The organism is Mesorhizobium sp. M1E.F.Ca.ET.045.02.1.1 (assembly GCF_003952485.1).
In the GTDB taxonomy this organism is placed as follows: domain Bacteria; phylum Pseudomonadota; class Alphaproteobacteria; order Rhizobiales; family Rhizobiaceae; genus Mesorhizobium.
On record NZ_CP034447.1, the window covers coordinates 5258184 to 5281577 of the forward strand.

The 23394-nt window shown below is 62.5% G+C and carries 20 protein-coding genes; 11 read left to right on the forward strand and 9 right to left on the reverse strand.

Going from position 1 to position 23394, the window contains the following annotated elements; translation table 11 throughout:
- The first annotated feature begins 45 nt into the window (after positions 1-45).
- A complete protein-coding gene (locus EJ070_RS25265) occupies positions 46-753 on the forward strand; it encodes a DeoD-type purine-nucleoside phosphorylase (RefSeq protein WP_126093788.1) in 708 nt (235 codons plus the stop codon).
- On the opposite strand, the gene EJ070_RS25270 is transcribed toward EJ070_RS25265, so the two are convergent.
- A complete protein-coding gene (locus EJ070_RS25270; protein ID WP_126093789.1) occupies positions 750-1055 on the reverse strand; it encodes a ribbon-helix-helix domain-containing protein in 306 nt (101 codons plus the stop codon). The genes EJ070_RS25265 and EJ070_RS25270 overlap by 4 nt on opposite strands.
- A gap of 236 nt (positions 1056-1291) precedes the next feature.
- On the opposite strand from EJ070_RS25270, the gene EJ070_RS25275 reads away from it, so the two are divergent.
- The 3 genes from EJ070_RS25275 to EJ070_RS25285 all read left to right on the forward strand — a co-directional run bounded on the left by EJ070_RS25275 (position 1292) and on the right by EJ070_RS25285 (position 3932).
- Positions 1292-1687 carry a VOC family protein gene (locus tag EJ070_RS25275; protein ID WP_126093790.1) on the forward strand — a complete coding sequence of 132 codons (396 nt, stop codon included), beginning with the start codon at positions 1292-1294 and terminating at the stop codon, positions 1685-1687.
- Between the two features lie 79 nt (positions 1688-1766).
- On the forward strand, positions 1767-2312 hold the full coding sequence (locus tag EJ070_RS25280; protein ID WP_126093791.1) for a gluconate 2-dehydrogenase subunit 3 family protein: 546 nt from the start codon (positions 1767-1769) through the stop codon (positions 2310-2312).
- A 48-nt stretch (positions 2313-2360) separates the two neighbouring features.
- On the forward strand, positions 2361-3932 hold the full coding sequence (locus tag EJ070_RS25285) for a GMC family oxidoreductase (RefSeq protein ID WP_126093792.1): 1572 nt from the start codon (positions 2361-2363) through the stop codon (positions 3930-3932).
- 166 nt (positions 3933-4098) lie between these two features.
- Here the strand turns inward: EJ070_RS25285 and EJ070_RS25290 are convergent, their stop codons facing one another.
- Positions 4099-6012 carry a PhoX family phosphatase gene (locus EJ070_RS25290; protein ID WP_126093793.1) on the reverse strand — a complete coding sequence of 638 codons (1914 nt, stop codon included), beginning with the start codon at positions 6010-6012 and terminating at the stop codon, positions 4099-4101.
- Between the two features lie 113 nt (positions 6013-6125).
- Positions 6126-6515, reverse strand: a complete 390-nt coding sequence (locus EJ070_RS25295; protein WP_126093794.1) for a hypothetical protein — start codon at positions 6513-6515, stop codon at positions 6126-6128.
- A 307-nt stretch (positions 6516-6822) separates the two neighbouring features.
- Between EJ070_RS25295 and urtA the strand changes: the two genes are divergently transcribed.
- The 6 genes from urtA to EJ070_RS25325 all read left to right on the forward strand — a co-directional run bounded on the left by urtA (position 6823) and on the right by EJ070_RS25325 (position 13073).
- The gene (urtA, locus tag EJ070_RS25300; RefSeq protein WP_126093795.1) at positions 6823-8133 is read left to right on the forward strand and encodes an urea ABC transporter substrate-binding protein; all 1311 of its coding nucleotides are present in this window, start codon (positions 6823-6825) and stop codon (positions 8131-8133) included.
- Between the two features lie 141 nt (positions 8134-8274).
- The gene (urtB, locus tag EJ070_RS25305; protein WP_126095902.1) at positions 8275-9891 is read left to right on the forward strand and encodes an urea ABC transporter permease subunit UrtB; all 1617 of its coding nucleotides are present in this window, start codon (positions 8275-8277) and stop codon (positions 9889-9891) included.
- Positions 9888-11111, forward strand: a complete 1224-nt coding sequence (gene urtC / locus EJ070_RS25310; protein ID WP_126093796.1) for an urea ABC transporter permease subunit UrtC — start codon at positions 9888-9890, stop codon at positions 11109-11111. Before urtB ends, urtC begins: the two co-directional genes overlap by 4 nt.
- 6 nt (positions 11112-11117) lie before the next feature.
- The gene (gene urtD, locus EJ070_RS25315) at positions 11118-11864 is read left to right on the forward strand and encodes an urea ABC transporter ATP-binding protein UrtD (protein ID WP_126093797.1); all 747 of its coding nucleotides are present in this window, start codon (positions 11118-11120) and stop codon (positions 11862-11864) included.
- 70 nt (positions 11865-11934) lie between these two features.
- Positions 11935-12630, forward strand: a complete 696-nt coding sequence (urtE, locus tag EJ070_RS25320) for an urea ABC transporter ATP-binding subunit UrtE (protein ID WP_126093798.1) — start codon at positions 11935-11937, stop codon at positions 12628-12630.
- A gap of 266 nt (positions 12631-12896) precedes the next feature.
- Positions 12897-13073 carry a hypothetical protein gene (locus tag EJ070_RS25325; RefSeq protein WP_126093799.1) on the forward strand — a complete coding sequence of 59 codons (177 nt, stop codon included), beginning with the start codon at positions 12897-12899 and terminating at the stop codon, positions 13071-13073.
- Between the two features lie 27 nt (positions 13074-13100).
- On the opposite strand, the gene EJ070_RS25330 is transcribed toward EJ070_RS25325, so the two are convergent.
- Together EJ070_RS25330 and EJ070_RS25335 are read right to left on the reverse strand one after the other, a co-directional pair.
- Positions 13101-14246: a GGDEF domain-containing protein gene (locus EJ070_RS25330; protein ID WP_126093800.1), complete on the reverse strand. Its 1146-nt coding sequence runs from the start codon at positions 14244-14246 to the stop codon at positions 13101-13103.
- Positions 14247-14357: 111 nt separating this feature from the next.
- Complete coding sequence (locus EJ070_RS25335; RefSeq protein ID WP_126093801.1) at positions 14358-14612, reverse strand: hypothetical protein; 255 nt, start codon at positions 14610-14612, stop codon at positions 14358-14360.
- 1043 nt (positions 14613-15655) lie between these two features.
- On the opposite strand from EJ070_RS25335, the gene EJ070_RS25340 reads away from it, so the two are divergent.
- Positions 15656-17518 carry a S9 family peptidase gene (locus EJ070_RS25340; RefSeq protein ID WP_189350041.1) on the forward strand — a complete coding sequence of 621 codons (1863 nt, stop codon included), beginning with the start codon at positions 15656-15658 and terminating at the stop codon, positions 17516-17518.
- Positions 17519-17664: 146 nt separating this feature from the next.
- Here EJ070_RS25340 and EJ070_RS25345 read toward each other — a convergent pair whose 3' ends face one another.
- The 4 genes from EJ070_RS25345 to uvrA are packed head-to-tail and all read right to left on the reverse strand — an operon-like array spanning position 17665 to position 22677.
- Positions 17665-18471 (reverse strand): DUF72 domain-containing protein, encoded by an 807-nt coding sequence (locus EJ070_RS25345; RefSeq protein ID WP_126093803.1) that lies wholly within the window; start codon positions 18469-18471, stop codon positions 17665-17667.
- Between the two features lie 29 nt (positions 18472-18500).
- The gene (locus tag EJ070_RS25350; RefSeq protein ID WP_126093804.1) at positions 18501-18962 is read right to left on the reverse strand and encodes a GNAT family N-acetyltransferase; all 462 of its coding nucleotides are present in this window, start codon (positions 18960-18962) and stop codon (positions 18501-18503) included.
- 12 nt (positions 18963-18974) lie between these two features.
- Positions 18975-19745, reverse strand: coding sequence for a hypothetical protein (locus EJ070_RS25355; RefSeq protein ID WP_126093805.1), 771 nt, complete (start codon positions 19743-19745; stop codon positions 18975-18977).
- 10 nt (positions 19746-19755) lie between these two features.
- Positions 19756-22677: an excinuclease ABC subunit UvrA gene (gene uvrA / locus EJ070_RS25360; RefSeq protein ID WP_126093806.1), complete on the reverse strand. Its 2922-nt coding sequence runs from the start codon at positions 22675-22677 to the stop codon at positions 19756-19758.
- Positions 22678-23394 lie beyond the last annotated feature (717 nt).

A 23394-nucleotide genomic window follows, 5' to 3' on the forward strand; every position in this document is an offset into this window, starting at 1 on the left:
GCCATGATGATGGAGACGGGGTAAGTTGCATGACAGGGAGTTAGCGTGACGCCGCACATCGAGGCGGGCAGGGGCGACTATGCCGGAACGGTGCTGTTGCCGGGCGATCCCGAGCGCGCCCAATGGATGGCGGAAACCTTTCTCGAGGCGCCGCGCTGCGTCAATCGCCGCCGGGGCGCCCTTGGCTTCACCGGCCGGTATCGCGGCAAACCGGTCAGCATCCATGCAACCGGCATCGGCGTCTCTTCCTTCCTCATCTATGCCCATGAGCTGCTGGACTATCATGGCGTGAAGACGCTGATCCGCACAGGAACATGCGGCGCCCTGACCGAGGAAGTGCCGTTACGCGGCGTCGTCGTTTCCAGTGCCGTCCGCGCCGAGGGTGCAATCAGCGGGCAGGTCTTCGGGCTGTACCAGCCGGCCGGCCCGGATCAGGCGCTGCATGCGCTGGCGCTGCGGCGGGCCGCCGATCTCGGCATCGCCTGCAGCGCGGGGCTCACGGTCTGCAGCGACGTGTTCTATCATCCCGACGGCCGCGCGCGTTTCGACGAGTTCAGGGCGCTCGGCGCGCTGGCGGTCGACATGGAAACCAGCGCGCTCTACCGCATCTCGGCGCAGTTCGGCGCGCGCGCCCTGTCGCTGCTGACTGTGGTCGACCACGTCGCCACCGGCGAGCAGACCGATTATTCCGAACGCCAGGCGCTGTTCACCGACATGACACGGCTGGCGCTCGAAGTGGCCGCGAGCAGCTAGGCGGCCACCTGTTTCAGCGCTGCCTGCTCCTGCACCGCTGGTCGGTGACCGCGCAGATAGAGCGCGCAGGTCGTGCGCAGCATCGAAGCGAAGTTCGGGATCTGGCCGTTGATCTCGATCGCCTCGTCATAGAGGGTCGAGATGAATTTGGGCGTCGTCAGGCCCTGGCTTTCGGCGATCTCGTCGAGCAACGCCCAGAACGTCGCCTCTAGCTGGATGCTCGTCGAATGCCCGTCTATGCGGATCGACCGGTTGATCTGCCGGTTGCCTCCCGGATCCTGCCCGGCAAAGACCCTGCACATCGTTTTCCTCCCGTTCTTGTTGGTCTTGGGCGCCGATTGAGCGTTGGCGCCTCTTGAACACTGCCTGCGCTTGCATCTTCGGCCTGACGGCCAGTGACGGCAATCAGACTTTCGTCCTCAAAACCGGCGCGACACTAGCCGTTTTCCAGGCGCATGCGTGGTAATCGGCTGCCACCACCTTTTTTCGCCGGCGCGCATAATCGGCCTATAAAACACGAAAAGCTGCGGAGTCCGATTTGGCGAAGGCGATCCACACCATGATCCGGGTTCTCGACGAGGCCCGGTCCGTCGATTTCTACAGCAAGGCCTTCGGTCTCGACGTCGCGCAGCGGCTCGATTTCGAGACCTTCACGCTGATCTATCTCAGCAACGCCGACTCTCCATTCGAGGTCGAGCTGACCGTGAACAAGGGGCGCACAGAACCCTACGCGCTGGGCGATGGCTACGGCCATCTCGCGCTCTCCGTCGTCGATCTCGACAGCGAGCACGATCGGCTCGGCGCGCTCGGATTCAATCCGAAGAAGATCGTGGAATTCAACCGCGACGGAGCGCTATTCGCCCGCTTCTTCTTCATCGAGGATCCCGACGGCTACAAGATCGAGGTCCTGCAGCGGGGAGGGCGCTTCCAATAGGGGACAAATGCCGCGCGGACCGGCGCGGCGCCAGCAACGGCATCCGGGGAGGATGCGAACAGCAAGCAGGGAGGAAATTATGGTCACGATCTATGAACGGAAGCCGCATGAGAGGCAGCTTGGCCTCTCGCGGCGCGAGCTTCTCAAACGCGGCGGTGCAGGTGCGCTGCTCATCATTTCGGGCACCGCCATCATTAGTCCCGAACATGCCTGGGGCCTGGAAACCTCGGCGCTGAAGCCCGAGACGATGGCGACGCTGATCCAGGTGGCGCGCGACATCTATCCGCACGACCAGGTACCGGACAAATACTATGCCATCGCCGTCAAGGGCCATGACGAGACCGCCGCCAAGGATCCGGCCTACAAGGAGCTGATCGAGAAGGGCGTCGCCGATCTCGACAAGAAGGCCGGCAAGGGTGGCTATCGCGCACTTGGCTGGGAAGAGCAGCGGGTCGCGCTGCTGAAGGAGGTCGAGAAGACGCCGTTCTTCCAGGCGGTGCGCGGCGGCCTGGTCGTCAGCCTGTACAACCAGAAGGAGGTGTGGCCCATCTTCGGTTACGAGGGCGAATCCTTTTCCAAGGGCGGCTACATCGCGCGCGGCTTCGACGACATCGAGTGGCTCTGAGCCGCTCTGTCCTTGAACCGCTTTTGACCGATTTCATGGGAGGAAACCATGGCAGCACAATTTGATCTCAAGAACGACGGCGTGGTCGTCATCATCGGCTCGGGCGCCGGCGGCGGCACGCTCGGCAACGAACTCGCCCAGAAAGGCATCGACGTCGTCATCCTCGAGGCGGGCGCGCGCCACGAATATGAGGACTTCATCAACGACGAATGGGATTCCTTCACCCAGCTCGCCTGGAAGGACAAGCGCACCACGTCGGGCGACTGGCGCGTGGCGAAGGATTTTCCGAACCTGCCGGCCTGGATCGTCAAGTCCGTCGGCGGCTCGACCACGCACTGGGCGGGCGCGTCGCTGCGCTTCCAGGAGCATGAATTCAAGACGCTTACGACCTACGGCAAGATCAAGGGCGCGAACCTTCTCGACTGGCCGGTGACGCTCGCCGAAATGGAGCCCTACTACGCCAAGGCCGAAGCCAAGATGGGCGTGACGGGCACCAACAACTGGCCACGGCTGCCGGGCAACAACAATTTCAAGGTGCTCAAGGCCGGCGCCGACAAGCTCGGCTACAAGGAATGCCACACCGGCAACATGGCGATCAATTCGGTGCAGCGCGACGACCGCAATTCCTGCCAGCAGACGGGCTTCTGCTTCCAGGGCTGCAAGTGGGGCGCAAAATGGTCGACGCTCTATACCGAGATCCCGAAGGGCGAGGCGACCGGCCATCTCGAGGTGCGGCCGAACTCCATGGCGATCAAGATCAACCATGATGCCTCGGGCAAGGTGACGGGCGTCGTCTATGCCGACAAGGACGGCAAGCTGCAGGAGCAGAAGGCGCGCATCGTCGCCGTCGCCGGCAATTCTATCGAAAGCCCGCGGCTGCTGCTCAACTCCGAATCGAGCAAGTTCCCGCACGGGCTTGCCAATTCATCGGGGCAGGTGGGCAAGAACTACATGCGCCACACGACCGGCTCGGTCTATGCCGTCTTCGACAAGCCGGTGCACATGTATCGCGGCACCACCATGGCCGGCATCATCCGCGACGAGGCGCGCCACGATCCTTCGCGCGGCTTCGTCGGCGGCTATGAGATGGAGACGCTGTCGCTCGGCCTGCCGTTCATGGCGGCCTTCCTCAATCCGGGCGGCTGGGGCCGCTCCTTCACGACCGCGCTCGATCACTACGACCGTATGGCGGGGCTGTGGATTGTCGGCGAGGACATGCCGCGCGAGGAGAACCGCATCACGCTGCACAAGGACGAAAAGGACGAGCACGGCATGCCGATCGCAGACGTCCATTTCGACGACCATGCCAACGACACGGCGATGCGTGATCACGCCTACAAACAGGGCCAGGCTCTATATGCTGCTGTCGGCGCCACGCGAACCTTCCCGACGCCGCCCTATCCTTCGACCCATAATCTCGGCACCAACCGGATGAGCGAGAAGGCGGCCGACGGCGTCGTCAACAAGCATGGCCAGACGCACGACATCAAGAACCTGTTCGTGTCGGACGGGAGCCAGTTCACCACGGGCGGCGCCGAAAATCCGACGCTCACCATCGTCTCGTTGGCTATCCGACAGGCCGACTACATCGCCACCCAAATGTCGGCGAAAAGCATCTAGAGCGGTTCGGCGTTCATCGCCGACCCGCTCCAGTTATTTGTTTGAAGCAATTCCGGACGGAAAACCGCTACGCACTTTTCCTGGATTGCTTTCGTCCTCCCGACTGCCTACTGGCGCGGGACCCAAATCGGGGTTCCGCGCCCTTTTTTGCAAATGCCCGACAACCTTAGGCGCCGACCGGCTGACCGTCCTTGCGGCGGATGGCGACGACCGACGGGCGTGGCGGCTGGCCGTCCTTGAAGTCGGGCCACAGCGTCTCGGCCTTGTCGAGCGTCTCGGCATCCTCCGAGGGGTGTTGGACCGAGAGGAACAGCGTCGTGCCGTCTGGCGTGAAGCAGGGGCCGGTCGCCTCGGCGCCATGCGGGCAGGTGAAGAGCAGTTTCGGCAAGCCGCGCGCCGCGCCCTCGGTGTCGACGCCATAGACGCCGTCCGGAAGGTCGAAGTCGTTGGCGCCGTCGGTCGCCACCCACAGCCGGCCGGCCGGATCGAAGGTGATGTTGTCAGGGCAGACGAACCAGCCATTGTCCGACGTATCGGGGTGGAAGGTGGCGCCGACCTTGGCGTCCTTGGGGTTGCCGCAGAGCACGAAAAGGTCCCAGGCATATTTATCGGCGGTGTGGTCGGCATCGGGACCGCGGCCGCCGGGCGGGATCAGCTCGACGATGTGGCCCCAGAGGTTTTCCGGCCGCGTGTTGGCCGGGTTCACCTTGGATTCGTCGCGCTTCTTGTTCTTGGTCATGACGGCATAGACGCGGCCGGTGACCGGATTGGTCTCGATGTCCTCCGGCCTGTCCATCGGCGTCGCGCCGAGCGCGTCGGCGGCAAGGCGGGTCTTGAGCAGCACCTCGGCCTGGTCGGCAAAACCATTCTCGGCGGTGAGCTTGCCTTGGCCGTGGACCAGCGGCAGCCAGCTCACCGTGCCGTCGGCATCAAACCGCGCCACCGACAAAACGCCGTCGTCCAGGAGATCGTTACCGGAAGCGGGGTTCGCCGGATCGTACGGCTTGGCGGAGACGAAGCGGTACATGTATTCAAAGTAGTCGTCGTCGCCCATGTAGACGACAATGCGGCCGTCCTTGTTGCGCACGACGGTCGAGGCCTCATGCGACATGCGGCCGAGCGCGGTGCGCTTGACCGGCGTCGACCGCGGATCGTAGGGGTCGATCTCGACAACCCAGTCGAAGCGGTTGGGCTCGTTCGGCTCCTTGTCGATGTCGAAGCGGTCGTGGAAGCGGCCGCGGCCGTAGATGTCGGAGCCGTCGAAGCCGTAGCGGTCGAGGATATCGGCGGTCGGCGCCTTCTTCGGGTCACCGCCGAAGAGATCGGAAACGCCCTCCTCACAGGTCAGCACCGTGCCCCAGGGCGTGACGCCGCCGCTGCAATTGTAGCTGGTGCCGAGCACCTTGGCGCCTGTCGGGTCGGCCGAGGTCCGCATCAGCGCATGACCGGCGACTGGGCCGGAGACAGCCGTCTCGGTGTTGGCGGTGATGCGGCGATTGAGCGGGCTGTCCTCGACGATCGCCCACTTGCCGTCCTTCAGCATCACCTCGACGATCGAATGGCCCATGGCCGCGAGGCCGAGATCGACCTGTTCCTTCGTCATCGTTTTGCCGGCGTCGTCCTCGGTCATGCCGGGGAACATGACGTTGGGCGAGATGTACTCGTTGTTGACGCAGAGCAGGCCGTGGTCGGAATTCACCGAACCCTTGGGCAGCGGCATGAAGGCGATGTAGTCGCAATTGTAGCCGAAGCGCTTTTCCTGCTCCTCGGCCTCGACCTTGTTGCCGTCGAATTCGGGTAAGCCAGCGGCGAGCGGATCGCCCCAGCGCGCGACGATGGTCGTCTCATAGCCTTCGGCGGCGGCGTGGTTCTTGTCGTAGACCCGCTTCAGCTCCGGAAAACCAAGGGTGGAAAGGGCGGCAGCGGCGTGTGTTTCGCCGGCAAACAAGGAGCCGACGAAGCTGCCGCCGGCAATCAGCGCGCCGGAGGCAAGGCCGCCTCTGAGGATCTCGCGGCGCGAGACTCGCGCGGCGATGACGTCGCGGATGACAGGGGAGGGTGAGGACGGGGAGTTGGCCATCGTGTCTGCCTCTTATGGTGGATGTTTGACACCGCGCTGCCTAAGCCGCCTCGGCAACATCCGGATGACATGAGAGGGCATATTGCAATGGTAGGCGCGGCCGCCGCCGGCGGTCACCTCCTGGTGCAGGTCGAAGCGGTGAAGGCGCCGTCCTGCTGCTTCATGATGATGTCGAAGGAAGGGGCGTTCGGATCGTCCAGCGTCGCCTGGGTGATGGAGAGAGAGTTGCCGCCGCTGGTGTAGCCGCCGAGCGGACCGAGCCAACTGATCTCGCCATTGGCATCCATCTGGTAATTGTAGGCCTGCGGCATTCTGCCGAAGGTGACCGGGCCGCTGTAGAGATTGCCCTTGATGGTGATGTCGCCGAGGTTGAGGAACATGCCGAGCAGGTAGACCTCGCAGTGATAAACGCCATCCGGCAGCCTGCCGTCGGCGAAGTCGGCGCGGGCGCCGCCGGCGGCGGATAAGAGAAGCAGGAAGCTCAGGATAATGCGTAGGGCCATGACGTCGCTCGTTTGCGCGGCGACCTTGCCCCATTTTGCCATCGTCTCGCAACCGCCGCCGAATTACCGCGTGTTGGATTGAGATCAAAGATTAGGCATTTTTACCATTTGGGCAAAATCTAGGCAGAGGTGCGCAAAGTTTTCTCAATCCCCTTTCCCTCCCGGATACTCGATCCGTTCGACGGCTATACGATAAGCAATTGTAAAAACGCATCTATCGCCGCTCAGCTCGCCATGCTCCGGCGTTTGGCACGTCGCTTGCAATGCTCTGTCGCGATGCAAAACAACCAGCTTGGGAGCGTGGAACATGAGGGGTAATTTCTCGACAATAACAAAAATGTTTTCGGCCGGAGTGATCGCTGCCGGCCTGTCGATGTCGGCTCCCGCCAGGGCGGCCGACGATACGATCAAGGTCGGCATCCTCCATTCGCTGTCGGGGACCATGGCGATTTCGGAAACGACGCTGAAGGACGTCATGCTGATGCTGATCGAGGAGCAGAACGCCAAGGGCGGCCTGCTCGGCAAGAAGCTCGAGGCAGTCGTCGTCGACCCGGCGTCCAACTGGCCGCTGTTCGCCGAAAAGGCGCGCGAGCTGATCTCCAAGGACAAGGTGGCGGCGGTGTTCGGCTGCTGGACCTCGGTGTCGCGCAAGTCGGTGCTGCCGGTGTTCTCGGAACTCGACAACATCCTCTTCTATCCGGTCCAGTATGAGGGCGAGGAGAGCGAGCGCAACGTCTTCTACACGGGCGCGGCGCCGAACCAGCAGGCCATTCCGGCCGTCGACTATCTGATGAGCGCCGATGGCGGCTCGGTGAAGCGCTGGGTGCTCGAAGGCACCGACTACGTCTATCCGCGCACCACCAACAAGATCCTCGAGGCCTACCTCAAGTCGAAGGGCGTGCCGGCCGAGGACATCATGGTCAACTACACGCCGTTCGGCTTCTCCGACTGGCAGACCGAGGTCTCGGCGATCAAGAAGTTCGGCTCGGCCGGCAAGAAGACGGCGGTCGTGTCGACCGTCAACGGCGACGCCAACGTGCCCTTCTACAAGGAACTGGGCAACCAGGGCATCAAGGCCGAGGACATCCCGGTCATGGCCTTCTCGGTCGGCGAGGAAGAACTGGCCGGTCTCGATACCGGGCCGCTCGTCGGCCACCTCGCCGCCTGGAATTATTTCGAGAGTATCGACACGCCCGAGAACAAGAAGTTCATCGACGACTGGCACAAGTTCATCAAGAACGACAAGCGCACCACCAATGACCCGATGGAGGCCCACTATATCGGCTTCAACATGTGGGTGAAGGCGGTCGAGAAGGCCGGCACCACCGATCCGGACAAGGTGATCGACGCCATGGTCGGCGTGTCGGTTCCGAACCTGACCGGCGGCTATTCGACGATGATGCCCAACCACCACATCACCAAGCCGGTGCTGATTGGCGAAATCCAGGCCGATGGCCAGTTCGAGACCGTCTCGCAAACTCCCGGCCTCGTGATGGGCGACGAATGGTCCGACTATCTGCCGGATTCCAAGGACCTGATCTCCGATTGGCGCGCGCCTCTGTCCTGCGGCAATTTCAACGTCGCCACCGGCAAGTGCGGCGGCAAGGGCACCAACTGATCCCGGTCCGGACCTTGGTCCATGACCCCAGGTCTCTCGGATCGCGGAGTGGCCCCACGATCCGAGACCGCGGCCTGGGCGGGCCAATCCTCCGGCCCGCCCAGGCAAACCTTCAAAACCCTTGAGGACCGCTGGAAGACGATGATCCTGCTGCGCGCGATTGGGCTGTTGCTGTTGCTGACGATGGCAAGTCTGTTGCCGTCGAGCGCGGCCGAAGCCGATCTCCGCGCAATCATCGCCAAATTCGCGACAGCCACCAACTTCTCGGCCACCGAGGCGGTGGTGCGCGAGCTGGCCGCGAGCGGCGATCCGGCGGTCGAACGACCACTTTCGGCGCTGGCCGACGGCGAACTTTATATCCGCAAGGGCGACTCCCAGGTCTTCGTCGGCAAGGACGGCGCGGGCGGCGTGGAGTTGCTCGATCCGCTGAGCGGCAAGAAGGCGGCCGACGCCGCCAAGACCGACCTCACCAAGATCAAGGTCAACAACGGCCTTCGCCGGACGATCCGCGATGCCCTGGGCACGCTGACGCTGCGCGCCAAGGACGCGGGCGTGCGGCTCGCCGCCGCGACGACCATGTTCAAGACGCCCGATGCGGCGAATATCGAGCCGCTCGATGCCGCGATCGCCGCCGAGACCGAGCCGGCCGTCAAGGCCATGTTCGAACAGGCGCGCGCGGCGACGGTTCTGGTTTCCGACAAGCCCGAAGCCGACAAGCTCGCGGCCATCTCGCTCATCGCGGCGCGTGGCGATCGCGACGCGCTTTCATTGCTGACTTCGGTCGAAGCCAATTCACAAGGCGCGGTCAAGGATGCGGCAGCCGGCGCCATCGGCCGCATCAATTCGACGCTGGCGCTGTGGGATGCCGGCCAGAACATCTGGTACGGCATCTCGCTCGGATCGGTGCTGCTGCTGGCCGCGATCGGCCTCGCCATCACCTTCGGCGTCATGGGCGTCATCAACATGGCGCATGGCGAGATGGTGATGCTTGGCGCCTACACCACCTTCGTCGTCCAGCACGTCATCCGCACGTCGTTCCCAAGCATATTCGACTGGTCGCTGGTCATCGCGCTGCCGCTTGCCTTCCTTGTCGCGGCGCTGGTCGGGCTTGCCATCGAGCGCGGCATCATCCGTTTCCTCTACGGCCGTCCGCTGGAGACGCTTTTGGCCACCTGGGGCGTCTCGCTGATCCTGCAGCAGGCCGTGCGCACCATCTTCGGGCCGACCAACCAGGAGGTCGGCAATCCGTCCTGGATGTCGGGCTCGTTCGACATCGGGCAACTCGCCATCACCTGGAACAGGCTGTGGATTCTGGTGTTCGCGCTCCTGGTTTTCGCGGTACTGCTCTACGTCATGAAGCGCACGCCCTGGGGCCTGCAGATGCGCGCCGTCACCGCCAACCGCCGCATGGCGGCCTCCATGGGCATCAGGACGCCATGGGTCGACGCGCTGACCTTCGCGCTCGGCTCCGGCATCGCAGGCATCGCCGGCGTGGCGCTCAGCCAGATCGACAATGTCTCGCCCAATCTCGGCCGCGGCTACATCATCGACAGTTTCATGGTCGTCGTCTTCGGCGGCGTCGGCAATCTCTGGGGCACGCTGGTCGGCGCCTTCTCGCTCGGCATCGTCAACAAGTTCCTCGAGCCCTATGCCGGCGCGGTGCTCGGTAAGATCGTCGTGCTGGTATTGATCATCCTGTTCATCCAGAAGCGCCCGCGCGGCCTGTTCGCGCTGAAGGGCAGGGCGGTGGAAGCATGATCGCGCAGCGCCTCTTCGGCGCCGACCGGCGCATCGCGGTCACCATTTTCGTCCTGCTGGCGGCTGCCATCGTCGTGCCGCTGCTCAACCTCGCGGTCTCGCCGGCGAGCGCTCTCTATGTGCCGCCCTATATCGTGGCGCTGCTCGGCAAGTATCTCTGCTATGCGCTGCTGGCGCTCGCGCTCGATCTCGTCTGGGGCTATTGCGGCATCCTCTCGCTCGGCCACGGCGCCTTTTTCGCGCTCGGCGGCTATGCGATGGGCATGTATCTGATGCGACAGATCGGCTCGCGCGGCGTCTACGGCAACCCGATCCTGCCGGACTTCATGGTGTTCCTGAACTACAAGGAGCTGCCCTGGTTCTGGTACGGCTTCGACCATTTCTGGTTCGCGGCAACGATGGTGCTGGCCGTGCCAGGCCTGCTCGCCTTCGTCTTCGGCTGGTTCGCCTTCCGCAGCCGCGTCACCGGCGTCTATCTGTCGATCATCACCCAGGCGATGACCTATGCGCTGCTTTTGGCCTTCTTCCGCAACGACATGGGTTTCGGCGGCAACAACGGGCTGACCGACTTCAAGGACATTCTCGGTTTCAACGTGCAGGCCGACGCGACGCGCTCGGCGCTGTTTGCTGCCAGCGCCGTGACGCTGGCGCTGGCCGTCTTCGTCACTGCGGCGATCGTGCGATCCAAATACGGCAAGCTCCTGATGGCGGTGCGCGACGCCGAAAGCCGCACCCGCTTCCTCGGCTGGCGGGCGGAGGACGTCAAACTGTTCGCCTTCACCGTCTCGGCGATCATGGCCGGCCTTGCCGGCGCGCTCTACGTGCCGCAGGTCGGCATCATCAATCCCGGCGAATTCGAGCCGTCCAATTCGATCGAGGTGGTGATCTGGACCGCGGTCGGCGGACGCGGCACGATCGTCGGCCCGATCATCGGCGCGCTGCTCGTCAACGCCGGCAAATCCTGGTTCACCGGCGTGCTGCCGGAATTCTGGCTGTTCGCGCTGGGTGGCCTGTTCGTCGCCGTCACGCTGTTCCTGCCCAAGGGCATCGTTGGCATGTGGGACAGTTGGCGCGGCAAGGCCAAGGCGCTGCGCGCGGCCTCGCTCGCCGCCGAAGCTGGCGCCGATGCGCAGGAACCGCGGCCGAAGATCGTGCGCTCGGCGGCGAGAACCCCGGGCGCCTGGTCGGCTTCCGACCCAGAGCCGCAGCCGGCGGAGTGAGCGATCATGAGCAAGTCGAACACCATCCTCTATCTCGACGGCGTGTCGGTCTCCTTCGACGGTTTTCGCGCCATCAACAGTCTGTCGCTGGTGCTCGACAAGGGCGAGATGCGCGCGATCATCGGACCCAACGGGGCCGGCAAGACGACGATGATGGACATCGTCACCGGCAAGACGCGGCCGGACGAGGGCGAGGTCTTCTTCGACGGCCAGGTCGATCTGACCCGCCACGACGAGGCCGAGATCGCCATGATGGGCATCGGCCGCAAATTCCAGAAGCCGACCGTTTTCGAGAGCCACAGCGTCGAGGACAATCTGATGCTGGCGCTGAAAGGGCCGCGCTCGATCTTCCCGGCGCTCTTCCATCGCCGCTCGGCCGCCGAGGCACGGCGCATCGACGACATCCTCGGCATCATCCGTCTCGGCGACAAGCGCGACGAGCTCGCCGCCAATCTCAGCCATGGCCAGAAGCAATGGCTGGAGATCGGCATGCTCTTGGCGCAGGACCCGAAGCTTTTGCTTGTCGACGAGCCGGTCGCCGGCATGACGGATGCCGAAACCGAGGAAACCGCGCGCCTGCTCAAGGACATCGCGCGGGACCATTCGGTGATCGTCGTCGAGCACGACATGCATTTCGTGCGCGAGCTCGGCGTCAAGGTCACCTGCCTGCACGAGGGCTCGGTGCTGTCCGAAGGCACGCTCGATTTCATCTCGGCCGACGAGCGCGTCGTCGAAGTCTATTTGGGGCGATGAGCATGATCTGGCGGGTTCCGTTCCACCGTTTCGATTTCGCTTTCCTCCGGCGTTGGAGAAGGGGCTGACCATGCTCGAAGTCTCCAATGCCACGCTCCACTATGGCGCCGCGCAGGCGCTGCGCGGCGTTTCGCTGAAGGCCGGCGCCGGCAAGATCACCTGCGTGCTCGGCCGCAACGGCGTCGGCAAGACAAGTTTGATGAGATCGATCGTCGGCCATCATCGGCTGACGAGCGGAAGCGTTGCCTTCGAGGGGAAGGCGCTCGACCGGAGCGCGGCGTATGACCGCGCCCGGTCGGGCATCGCATTCGTGCCGCAGGGCAGGGAGATTTTTCCCCTGCTCACGGTGCGCGAAAACCTGGAATCGGGCTTCGCGCCGCTGAAGCGCGCCGACCGCACTGTTCCGGCGCATGTCTTCGAGCTGTTTCCGGTGTTGAAGCAGATGCTGGGGCGTCGCGGCGGCGACCTGTCCGGCGGCCAGCAGCAGCAGCTCGCGATCGGGCGGGCGCTGGTGATGCGGCCGAAGCTGCTCGTGCTCGACGAGCCGACCGAAGGCATCCAGCCCTCGATCATCAAGGATATCGGCCGCGCCATCCGCTATCTGCGGGACCAGGCGGGGATCGCGGTGCTGCTGGTCGAGCAGTATCTCGACTTCTGCCGCGAGCTTGCCGACGAGGTCAACATCATGGACCGGGGCCAGATCGTGCACACCGGACCGGCCGCGGATCTGGACAGGCCCGATGTGCGCAAGTTCCTGACAGTCTAGAACCGATTGCTCGACTTCGGGCGGCATCGCGATCAATAGCAACCCCAATATTTCTCCGGTTCAGCCCCTGTGTAACTCTGGCGCGCTCTATACCGCGTGCTAGTCTTTTCTTGGCCTTGGTGAGTCGGCCGCTTTCCGTACCAGTCGCGAATGAGGGGGAAGGCGCGGGCTCCAGCCGGCAAGTTCCACGCAAGCAAACCCGCCTAGCTTTCCCCGCAGTGATTGTCGGTCAATGCGTCCAACAAAGAACTTGCCAGGGGAAGGCGATGGAACGTTTTGTCGAGGATTATCAGAAGCGACGCCTCACCGAACGCGTGGATATCATGACGGCGATCAATATCCTGATGTCGCAAGGCTATGACGAGGACGAGCTGATCGGCGAGATAACCAAGGTCTTCTATGTCGACCTCGACGCCTACAATGAAGTGATCGGGCGCCACTGACAGCCTGAGTTGCCGGTGTAGAGGCTCTTAGCCGGCGCGGCGGAAGTCGAGCACGCGGTTGCGGCCGCCGCGCTTGGCCGCGTAAAGCGCCTTGTCGGCGGCGCTGAGAACCTTGTCGAAGCTCACGCCTTCGTTGCTGCCGAACGCGAAACCGGCGCTCACCGTGCATTTGAGCTGGCCCGTCTCGGTCTCGATCGTTCGCGCCGCGAAGGCCATCCTTATCCGTTCCGCCGTACCCTCGACCATCTCGGGCAAGGTGCGTTTCAGAACCAGCGCGAATTCCTCGCCGCCCATGCGGGCGGCGGCATCGTTCGGGCGCAGATTGCCGGACAGTTCTTCGGCGAAGACCTTCAGCACCTCGTCGCCCGAGGCGTGGCCGTACTGGTCGTTGATCGCCTTGAAGCCGTCGAGGTCGAAGACCACGATCGCGGTGAAGGCGCCGACGGGCACCTTGCCATGCAGGTCGAACAGAGCGCGGCGGTTGAGCAGCCCGGTCAGCGCGTCGGTCCGCGCTTCGCGCTGGTGATGCCGGGCAAGCCGCCCCTGGTTGAGCGCCAGCGACAGCGCGCCGATACCGGTCATCGAGGCGATAACGACGACCAGGCTCAGATCTTCGGCCCAGTTGCTCGGCGCGTGGCCGAGGACGAGTTTGCCGCCCCATGCCAGCACGGCTGCGCACAGCACGAAGGAGGCGGCGGTCAACGAGTAGAGCAGCGCCACGCCGACGAGCTGCGCCGGCGCCTCCGCGCGGCCTTTCCAGTATTCGTGCGCCGTGCCGAACAGGAGCAGCGCCGCAAGCGAATTCTCCAGCATGAAGGCCAGCCCGTCATAGCCGAGCGCCATGGCCGGCAGCGCCAGCGCGAAGGAGATGCCGGCGCCAAGCGCGATACGCGGCAGCGGCGAACTCCCGGTCCGGAACTGGTGTGCGGCGCCCAGCATCACCGAGAAACCGAGCAGCAGCAGCGCCAGTGTCAGGACGCCGAGGGCTGTTCCAGGCGCCTCGATATAGGCGTCATAGGCAAACACCTCGACTACCACCACCAGCACGCTGATCGCCCATGTCAGCAGGAACTTGTCGGAACGGGCGGTCAGCCAGGTTCCGAAAAGCGTCAAGCTGAGGCAGGCAGCGGAGAAGCCGACGGCCAGCAGCAATGAGTTGTAATCGAGCAGCATGCATTGTCCTTGCCGTCGCCGGGCTTCTGCAACCTGGCGTAGGTGCCTTAATGCGGCAAGGAAGTATCGATTACGTTACGATAGCGGTGAAAACGCGATAATTCCGTAGCGTCAGAGAACCGCCACCGACAACAGCAGTATGATGCCTGCCCCCATCATCACCAGACCCGGCCAATTCTGCGACAGGCCGAGGAAACCGAGCCCGCGTCGCCGGGGCTCCAGTGTCGGGCCCGGTGTTGCCAGGTTCGGCGCCGGACGATTCGGCGCTGTAGGTGCTGGATCGCTCAGACGTCCGCGTCTCAAAGTGGCGCTTGCCATGTACACGACGCCGGCGACGGTGAGCAACGCGCCGAGGATGACGGTCATCTTTCCTCGCTCCTTTCCGAACGTCGCGGGATTTGGCAAACGTTTCGCGAGGTGACTGCCTCGCCGTCGATCTTCGGCGAGATGACCAGTGTGACTCGCAGGGCCTCCCGCGGTCAGCGGCTGAGACAGAACGGTCAAGATGGCCAGCAGGTTCCGACAAGCCAACCGCCGACTAGACTAGGATGCCTCCTGTACCCATAGGCTAGGCATCCAGGCATGCAGGGACATCCCCCCATTTGGGTCATGCCGAAGCGCGGTCGAAAATCAGGCGCAGTCCCTCGGTCTCTCGGACGCAGCCGTCAGGCCGCCGCTTTCTGGCCGCGCAGGCGTAGTCGTCGCGGAAGGTATCCACGAACGTCTCGATCGAGGTCGCTTGTCGTTCTTCTGCCGGGTCGGAAATAGTCCCCTATCCATGCCGATGCCGCATAGGCGCCAATGGCCTTTGCTGGGCTGCACCAGGCCAAGCAGGCGCAGGACAATTGCAACCGTCATCGCCTCGACGATCAGCGGCGTATACCTGAATGTCGACTGTGTGAACCATGCAAGCGAAGCGGGCTGCGACTTGGGATCGCTCAATTAGCGCTACCTAAAATTGCAAGATAGTTTTGTTGACAACCTACGCGGAGTGTTAAAGATGCCTTCGTGCGTTCGCAATCATCTTTTCACGGCGTCAACGATGCGGAGACATGACATGTTTGACCCCCTCGAAGAAAAGTTGAGAATTCACGTCGCGTACGGCGGCAAGAGGGGTGGCGGAAGTGGACGCAACGGCTCAGTGAGAATTCACTTCTGAGCCGCATCGCTGCAGCTGTAGGCAGTACTGTCGGTGGCACTCTATCGTAGTGGCCATTATTGCGTATGTTTCGCTTGGTATTTTTTAGTATGGAATTTGTAAGATATTACACTCCCAGCCGGACATATTTATGCGCTTGCTGAGAATCATAGGATTCATCCTAATCGTTGTCGCGATTGCGGCGCTTGGCGTCAGCTACTATTTCGAGCAAGAAACGGCCCCCACACATCCGTCCCTCGCAAGAGCCGCTATGGCTCCGCTCATTCCTGTGCGCGACTTCTATGCCAACACAGGCGCAGAGTGGGGCTATCAACCGTCCCACGACGGCAGCATGATCGCCTGGTATGGCGTCGAATGGACGAAAACCGTCCTTCGCGTGAAGCGGACCGAGCAAGCCGGATCGTTTCTTACTCTTTCGGGCGCGCAGGTCGACGACTTCTGGTGGCATTCCTACAAGAACGAGTTGGTCGTGCTGAGCGAGGGCCGTCTGTGGCAGATCGATCCCCTGAAGCCCAAGCGCGACAACTGGGCGGATGTCACGCCGCGCGGCTTCGTGAACTGGCGCATCGTATCGTCACCGTCGGGACCGGATGATCGGCTGGTCGTGGCTTCCAACGATCGTAACCCCGCCTTCCTCGACCTATACAGCGTCCGGCAGGACGGTGGCGGCAAGCAGTTACTTGAGAAGAACGAAGGCGAGACAATCGACTGGTGGCTCGACCGCCACAACATGCCATTGATTCGGGCCGATAGGCTTAGCGATGAGGGCACGCGTTTCCTGATCCGTGACAGCGCCACCGAACCTTGGCGGATGCTGACCGAAATCAGCGCGCGCGATGATTTCACCATTCTTTATCATCCTGAAGGCGGAAAGCCCATTTACGCACTCTCCGACCGTGGGTGCGACCGGATCGCGCTAGTGACCGTGGCTCCTCGAACAGGAGAGGAGACCATCGTCGCAGACCATCCGAAGGTGGACGCCAAAAAAGCATTCGCGCTGGCTCAGAATGCCGTAGGCCCCGACTTTCTAACATTCGAGGACGGCTATCCCCAATATCGCACGTTTTCAAGGCTTGGCGAGGCGTTCACCAAGCTCCTCCTAGACGGAGACAATCCGGTGGACTTCAATATTCTCGGGACGTCTCCGGACGGGCGGTTTGCAACGGTCGCTCGTTCGTGGCGCGAACAGTCGTTCGAGTATTTCCTCTATGACCTTGAAAAAGGCAAAGCCACAAAAATTGCCGAGTACGATTTACGAAAGCGCAGGGATGCCTTGGTGGAGACCAAGCCGGTATCGTTCAAAGCGCGAGATGGCCTTGATATTCCGGCCTTCCTCATACTTCCGCGCGGTGTCGAACCGAAAAACCTACCGGCGGTCGTCGTCATCCATGGTGGGCCCGCGCAGCAGGAAATCTGGGCCTACAACAATGACTACCAGTTCCTCGCTAACCGCGGCTACGCTGTTCTGTCCGTGAACTTTCGCGGCTCGACCGGCTATGGCAAGGCGTTCCGCGCAGCAGGCTACGGCGAGATCGGCAAGGCCATGCAGGACGACATCGTTGACGCGGCGAACTGGCTGGTCGGGCAAGGCATCGCCGACAAGTCCAACATGGCCGTGATGGGCGGCAGCTACGGCGGCTACTCCGCAGCCCTGGCAATGACCCGCGACCCGGGCGTGTTCAAAGCGGCGATCGTCGACTACGGCGTGATGGACATCGCCTACCAGATGCAGAACAACCCGTTTTCATGGGGCCTTCACCTCGACGAAATGAAACGCTATTTCGGCGATCCAGGCAATGAGGCAAGTCTTGCCGAAATGCGGGAACGGTCCCCTTCGACCCACGCCGCGAATGTCCAAGGGGCCATCCTCATCACAGCCGGCAAGCAGGACCAAATAGTAGGCTTCGAGCAAACCGAGGAGTTCGAGGGGGCCCTGAAAGCTGCAGGAAAAGACGTGACCGCGGTCTATTTCGATAAGGAAGGACACGGATATGACCGCTGGCAGACAAAGCTTCGACGCGCGCGCCTCATCGAAGACTTCCTCGCCAAACATCTTGGCGGTCGATCGGGCGGCTTCGACTACACAGAAATTGCGGCAGAATATTTGAACTGACCCTGTATATCAGGTGTCAGCGGAAGCGGCATGATCGTCGCAATCGTCTGTGGTGACCTTCGTTCGATGCCTAGTCTAGCGTCGTGTGGCGCGCCGGGCAGAGTTCTCCCGGTTTGAACAATGAGCTGCGTTGGAGATCCGCAGCTCTAGGCCGCCACCCGCTTCATCAGCGCCATGGCGCCGAAGGGCGCGCGAACCTTGCCTTCGGTGATGAAGTAGACGAACACGTCGCGGGGCTTGACCGGCGCATCGGTCTTGGGATCGGCGCGGGGCAGGTCGGCCGGCTGCTTGCCTTCCGCCCAGGTCTTTGCCCGCGCCGTCCATTCGTCGAGCCCCTTCGGCGTGTAGCAGTCGGGATTGTCATCGCTGCCGGTCTGCAGCCGCAAATAGACGAAATCGCCGGTGACGTCGGCAATCGCCGGATATTTGGCGTGGTCGGCATAGACGATCGCGGCATTGTATTTGCGCGCCAAGGCCGGGAATTCGGGCACTCTGAAGCTGTCATGCCGCACCTCGAGCGCATGGCGGAGCGAAACCCCGTCCTGCTTTTCAGGCAGCAGCTTCAGGAAGGCTTCGAAATCGTCCGGGTCGAATTTTTTCGTCGGTGCGAACTGCCAAAGAATCGGCCCGAGCTTTTCGCCAAGCGCGGCGACGCCGGAACCAAGGAAGCGCATCATCGATTCGCCGGCCTCGCCGAGCACGCGGCGGTTGGTGACGAAGCGGTTGCCCTTCAGCGAGAAGACGAAGCCGTCCGGCGTATCGCCGGCCCATTTCAGGAAAGTCGGTTCCTTGAAGCTGGAATAATAGGTGCCGTTGACCTCGATGCTCGGCACCTGGCGGCTGGCGTAGTGCAACTGCTTGGCCTTGGCGAGCTTGTCCGGATAGAAGGACGTGTCCCAGGGCTCGAAGGTCCAGCCGCCCATGCCGGAGCGGATCTTTCCTTGGCTGGTCATCATCTTCCTCCCAGTTTCAAAAAATACGATCAGGCGGCTTTGCCGACGGGTTTGGCCATGTCGACGACGGTCCATCCCGGCCGGTATGGATTGGGCCGGCGACCCGTCTCGCGATAGCCATAGGCGGTGTAGAGCGCGATGTTCCGCTCCATCCGCGAATTGGTGTAGAGCCGCACCTCCGGCACGTGCCACTGCCGCGCCTGCCCGTCGGCGACGTCGAGCAGAGCGATGCCGAGCTTCTTGCCCTGGAAGGCCGGCGCCACCGCGACGCTGAAGATCATGGCGTGGTCAGGATGCCGTTCGAGGACGATCAGCCCGGCCAATTCGCCGCCACTCTCCAGCAGCCAGATTTCGCCGCGCTCGATGCGCGGCGCGTAGTCCTCGGTGACCGGGATCGGTGGCGCGCCGAGCAGGGCGGTGTAGGGTGCGTAGGCGGCAGTGGTCAGCGCGACGATGGCGGCGAGATCAGCATCGTTTGCCTGTCTTGGCATGGTAAAATGCTTTCAGATCCGCTGGACGTTGACTGTGAGATCGCTAACTTGTGACGCTTTAGCCGTTGGCGCGAATGTATATCGGTTCGCCGCAAGCAAGCTTTCGTTCATTCCTTGGATGACCGATAGGCAATCGATCATGTCCTTCAAGAGATTTTTTGCCCGTCCTCTCCAGACATCTCTCTCCTCGTCAAAAACATTGCGAAACTCAAGCCATAAATCGTTATGGAGCGTTATCGCTCCAAGCTCAAAAATTACCAAGTATCTAAAAGGATCATTTCTATTTATCGGTCCATGAACAATAAAATTTCTATACGCTATCCATTCTTTGTTCTTATTTTTAAAGTTCTTTATTATCTTTCCTATTGTAACACTAATGCTCTCGGAGGTAGGCGTGTTAACGGCAACAGAGCGGGCTGAATCTAAGAAGAATTTCAAACATTCGGCGAAATGATATGCCTCAAACGATAGGTTTTTCACCGGTCCGATCAGGCTTTGGGAGGCGTGAAACGAGCCAATTTTTGGGCGCGTGCGAGAAATCTTATTTCGATATCCTATCGACTCTAGGGCAGGTCCCAGTAAACAGGACAATGAGCTAAGGAAAGTTTGGCCGGACGTAAGAGGCTTGTTGCTCGACTGGTCAGACAGGTACCTCAAATAACCCCCGATGTGGCGCTCATGAAATTCAGAAAAATACGCGAAATCCGGCATTAATTCAAAGTGTTCAGAAGTAATCTTCTGAACATGCTGCTGAAAGCGAATTGCATCGTCCAAAAAGCCCATGCAGGCGCCATCACTCAGCCGCTTCGCGCTTGCCTCCGGGGCGCCGTTCCAGAAGCTCCTTCAGGAACTGGCCGGTGTAGCTGCGCTTCTCGCGCACGATCGCTTCCGGCGTGCCGGAGGCGACCAACTCGCCGCCGCCGTCGCCGCCCTCGGGGCCGAGGTCGAGCACCCAGTCGGAGGTTTTGATGACTTCGAGATTGTGCTCGATCACCACCACCGTGTTGCCCTGGTCGACCAGCTCGTGCAGCACTTCGAGCAGCTTGGCGACGTCGTGGAAATGCAGGCCGGTGGTCGGCTCGTCGAGGATGTAGAGCGTCTTGCCGGTCGCCTTGCGCGACAGCTCCTTAGCGAGCTTGATGCGCTGCGCCTCGCCACCCGAAAGCGTCGTCGCCTGCTGGCCGATATGGATGTAGCCGAGGCCGACCTGGTTCAGCGTCACCAGCTTATCGCGCACGCCGGGCACCGCCGAGAAGAAGTCGACGCCTTCCTCGACCGTCATGTCGAGCACATCGGCGATCGACTTGCCCTTGAACAGCACGTCCAGCGTCTCGCGGTTGTAGCGCTTGCCGTGGCAGACGTCGCAGGTGACGTAGACGTCGGGCAGGAAGTGCATCTCGATCTTGATGACGCCGTCGCCCTGGCAGGCCTCGCAGCGGCCGCCCTTGACGTTGAAGGAGAAGCGCCCCGGCTGATAGCCGCGCGCCTTGGCTTCGGGCAGGCCGGCGAACCAGTCGCGGATCGGCGTGAAGGCGCCGGTATAGGTCGCCGGGTTGGAACGCGGCGTGCGGCCGATCGGCGACTGGTCGATGTCGATGACCTTGTCGAGGAACTCCAGCCCCTCGATGCGGTCATGCTCGGCCGGATGCTCGCGCGAGCCCATGATGCGGCGCGAGGCCGCCTTGAACAGCGTCTCGATCAGGAAGGTCGACTTGCCGCCACCGGAAACGCCGGTCACGCAGGTGAAGGTGCCCAGCGGAATCTCCGCCGTCACGTTCTTCAGATTGTTGCCGCGCGCGCCGACGACCTTGATCCGCCGGTTCTTCTTCGCCTCGCGGCGCAGCTGTGGCGTCGCCACTTCGAGCTCGCCCGACAAGTACTTGCCGGTGATCGAGGCGGGCGTCGCCATGATCTGCTGCGGCGTGCCTTGCGCGATGATCTGGCCGCCATGGATGCCGGCGGCCGGGCCGATGTCGACGACATAGTCGGCATGCAGGATGGCGTCCTCGTCATGCTCGACGACGATCACCGTGTTGCCGATGTCGCGCAGGTGCTTCAGCGTATCGAGCAGGCGCGCATTGTCGCGCTGGTGCAGGCCGATCGACGGCTCGTCCAGCACATAGAGCACGCCTGTCAGGCCGGAGCCGATCTGCGAGGCGAGACGAATGCGCTGGCTCTCGCCGCCCGACAGCGTGCCCGAATTGCGCGACAGCGTCAGATAGTCGAGGCCGACATCGTTCAAGAAGCGCAGCCGCTCGCGGATTTCCTTCAGCACCCTGACCGCGATCTCGTTCTGCTTCTCGTTGAGCTGCGCCGGCAGGTCGGTGAACCACTGGTCGGCCTTGCGGATCGACTGTTCGGTGACCTCGCCGATATGCTTTCCGGCGATCTTCACCGCCAGCGCCTCCGGCTTGAGCCGGAAGCCGTTGCAGGCAGGGCAGGGGGTGGCCGACATGAAGCGCTCGATCTCCTCGCGCATCCAGGCCGATTCCGTTTCCTTCCAGCGCCGGTCGAGATTGGGGATGACGCCCTCGAAGGTCTTGGTCGTCTTGTAGGAACGCAAGCCGTCGTCATACTGGAAGGTGATCTCGCGCTCGCCGGTGCCGTGCAGCACGGCTTCTTGCGCCTCGGCGCTCAGATCCTTGAACTTTTCGCCGAGCTTGAAGCCGTAGGCCTTGCCGAGCGCTTCCAGAGTTTGCGCGTAGTAGGGCGAGGTCGATTTCGCCCACGGGCTGATCGCGCCGTCGCGCAGCGAGACGTTCTCGTCCGGCACGACGAGGTTGGCGTCGATGGCGCGCTGGCTGCCGAGGCCGTCGCAGGTCGGGCAGGCGCCGAACGGGTTGTTGAAGGAGAACAGCCTGGGCTCGATTTCCGGAATGGTGAAGCCGGACACCGGGCAGGCAAATTTCTCCGAGAACATGATGCGCTCATGCGTCTCGTTCTTCGACTTGTTGACCGAGTCCTCGCCGGTCTGGCTGGCGTCGAGCGGCCTGTCGGCAAACTCGGCCACCGCCAGCCCTTCGGCGAGCTTCAGCGCGGTTTCCATCGAATCCGCGAGCCGCGTCGCCAGATCGCCACGTACGACGATGCGGTCGACGACGACGTCGATGTCGTGCTTGTACTTCTTGTCCAGCGCCGGCACGTCGGCGATCTCGTAGAAGACTCCGTCGACCTTGACGCGCTGGAAACCCTTCTTCTGCAGTTCCAGCAGTTCCTTGCGGTACTCGCCCTTGCGGCCGCGCACGATCGGCGCCAGCAGATAGAGGCGCGTGCCTTCGTCCAGCGCCAGCACGCGGTCGACCATCTGGCTGACCGTCTGGCTCTCGATCGGCAGGCCTGTGGCCGGCGAATAAGGGATGCCGACGCGCGCGAACAGCAAGCGCATATAGTCGTAGATCTCGGTGACGGTGCCGACCGTCGAGCGCGGATTGCGCGAGGTGGTCTTCTGCTCGATCGAGATGGCGGGCGACAGGCCGTCGATCTGGTCGACGTCCGGCTTCTGCATCATCTCCAGGAACTGGCGGGCATAGGCCGACAGGCTTTCGACGTAGCGGCGCTGGCCCTCGGCGTAGATGGTATCAAAGGCGAGCGACGACTTGCCGGATCCTGACAGGCCGGTCATGACGATCAGGCTGTCGCGCGGCAGGTCGAGATCGACGTTCTTGAGATTGTGTTCGCGCGCCCCGCGAATGGAAAGGTATTTTTGGTCGGCCATCGCCGGTCGCCGCCTCAGATCTGGAATTTTGCTGGATTGGCGGGTTTGTCCCGGCCATCCCCTATGTAGGTAATTTCGCCGCCACGTCGAGAGACGCCACAATTCTCGACAAAAGCGTTTAACCGTCTTTCGTGCGGGCGGGCAAGCGCAAAGAACAAAGACCGAACACGCTCCTGACAAAGTGCTGTGGAAACAGCGACTACCAAAGCCGTCCTGACCGATCCGCGGGAAGCAGGCGACTTACCTGGACGTAACCTCCAAGCGATCACATTTTTCCGTAACCGGCTATTCAAAGGTTGACGTCCCGGACCCGCGGGAGCAGTCTCGAACGCGTCAACGAAGCCGGCCGTCTTTCGATGGCCTCGCCACCCAGAGGTGGCCTGCGAGACGCCGCAGGCGATAGCGATTTGCGCTTCGAACGACATTGTCGCAACGGACCCAGGAGCGGAGCATGACGCCACCGGACAGTCCATTGAGGCTCCACGCGTTGATGGAGCCGCGGCAGGCATAAGTGCCAGGGTAGGCGCGAGCGCCGGCCCGACAAACCGTGACTTGCCGATTCCGTACAATCAGAGACCATAGTCGGATCGTCGGCTGAGTGCCGCGTTGCATCCGAAACAGAACGCCGGCAGTCCACTCCCGGCTAAAGTTGGGTTTCAGATCCATGAAAGCCCCGTCCACCTGCGGAAGCAGTGGCGGGGCTTACATTTTGTGAGT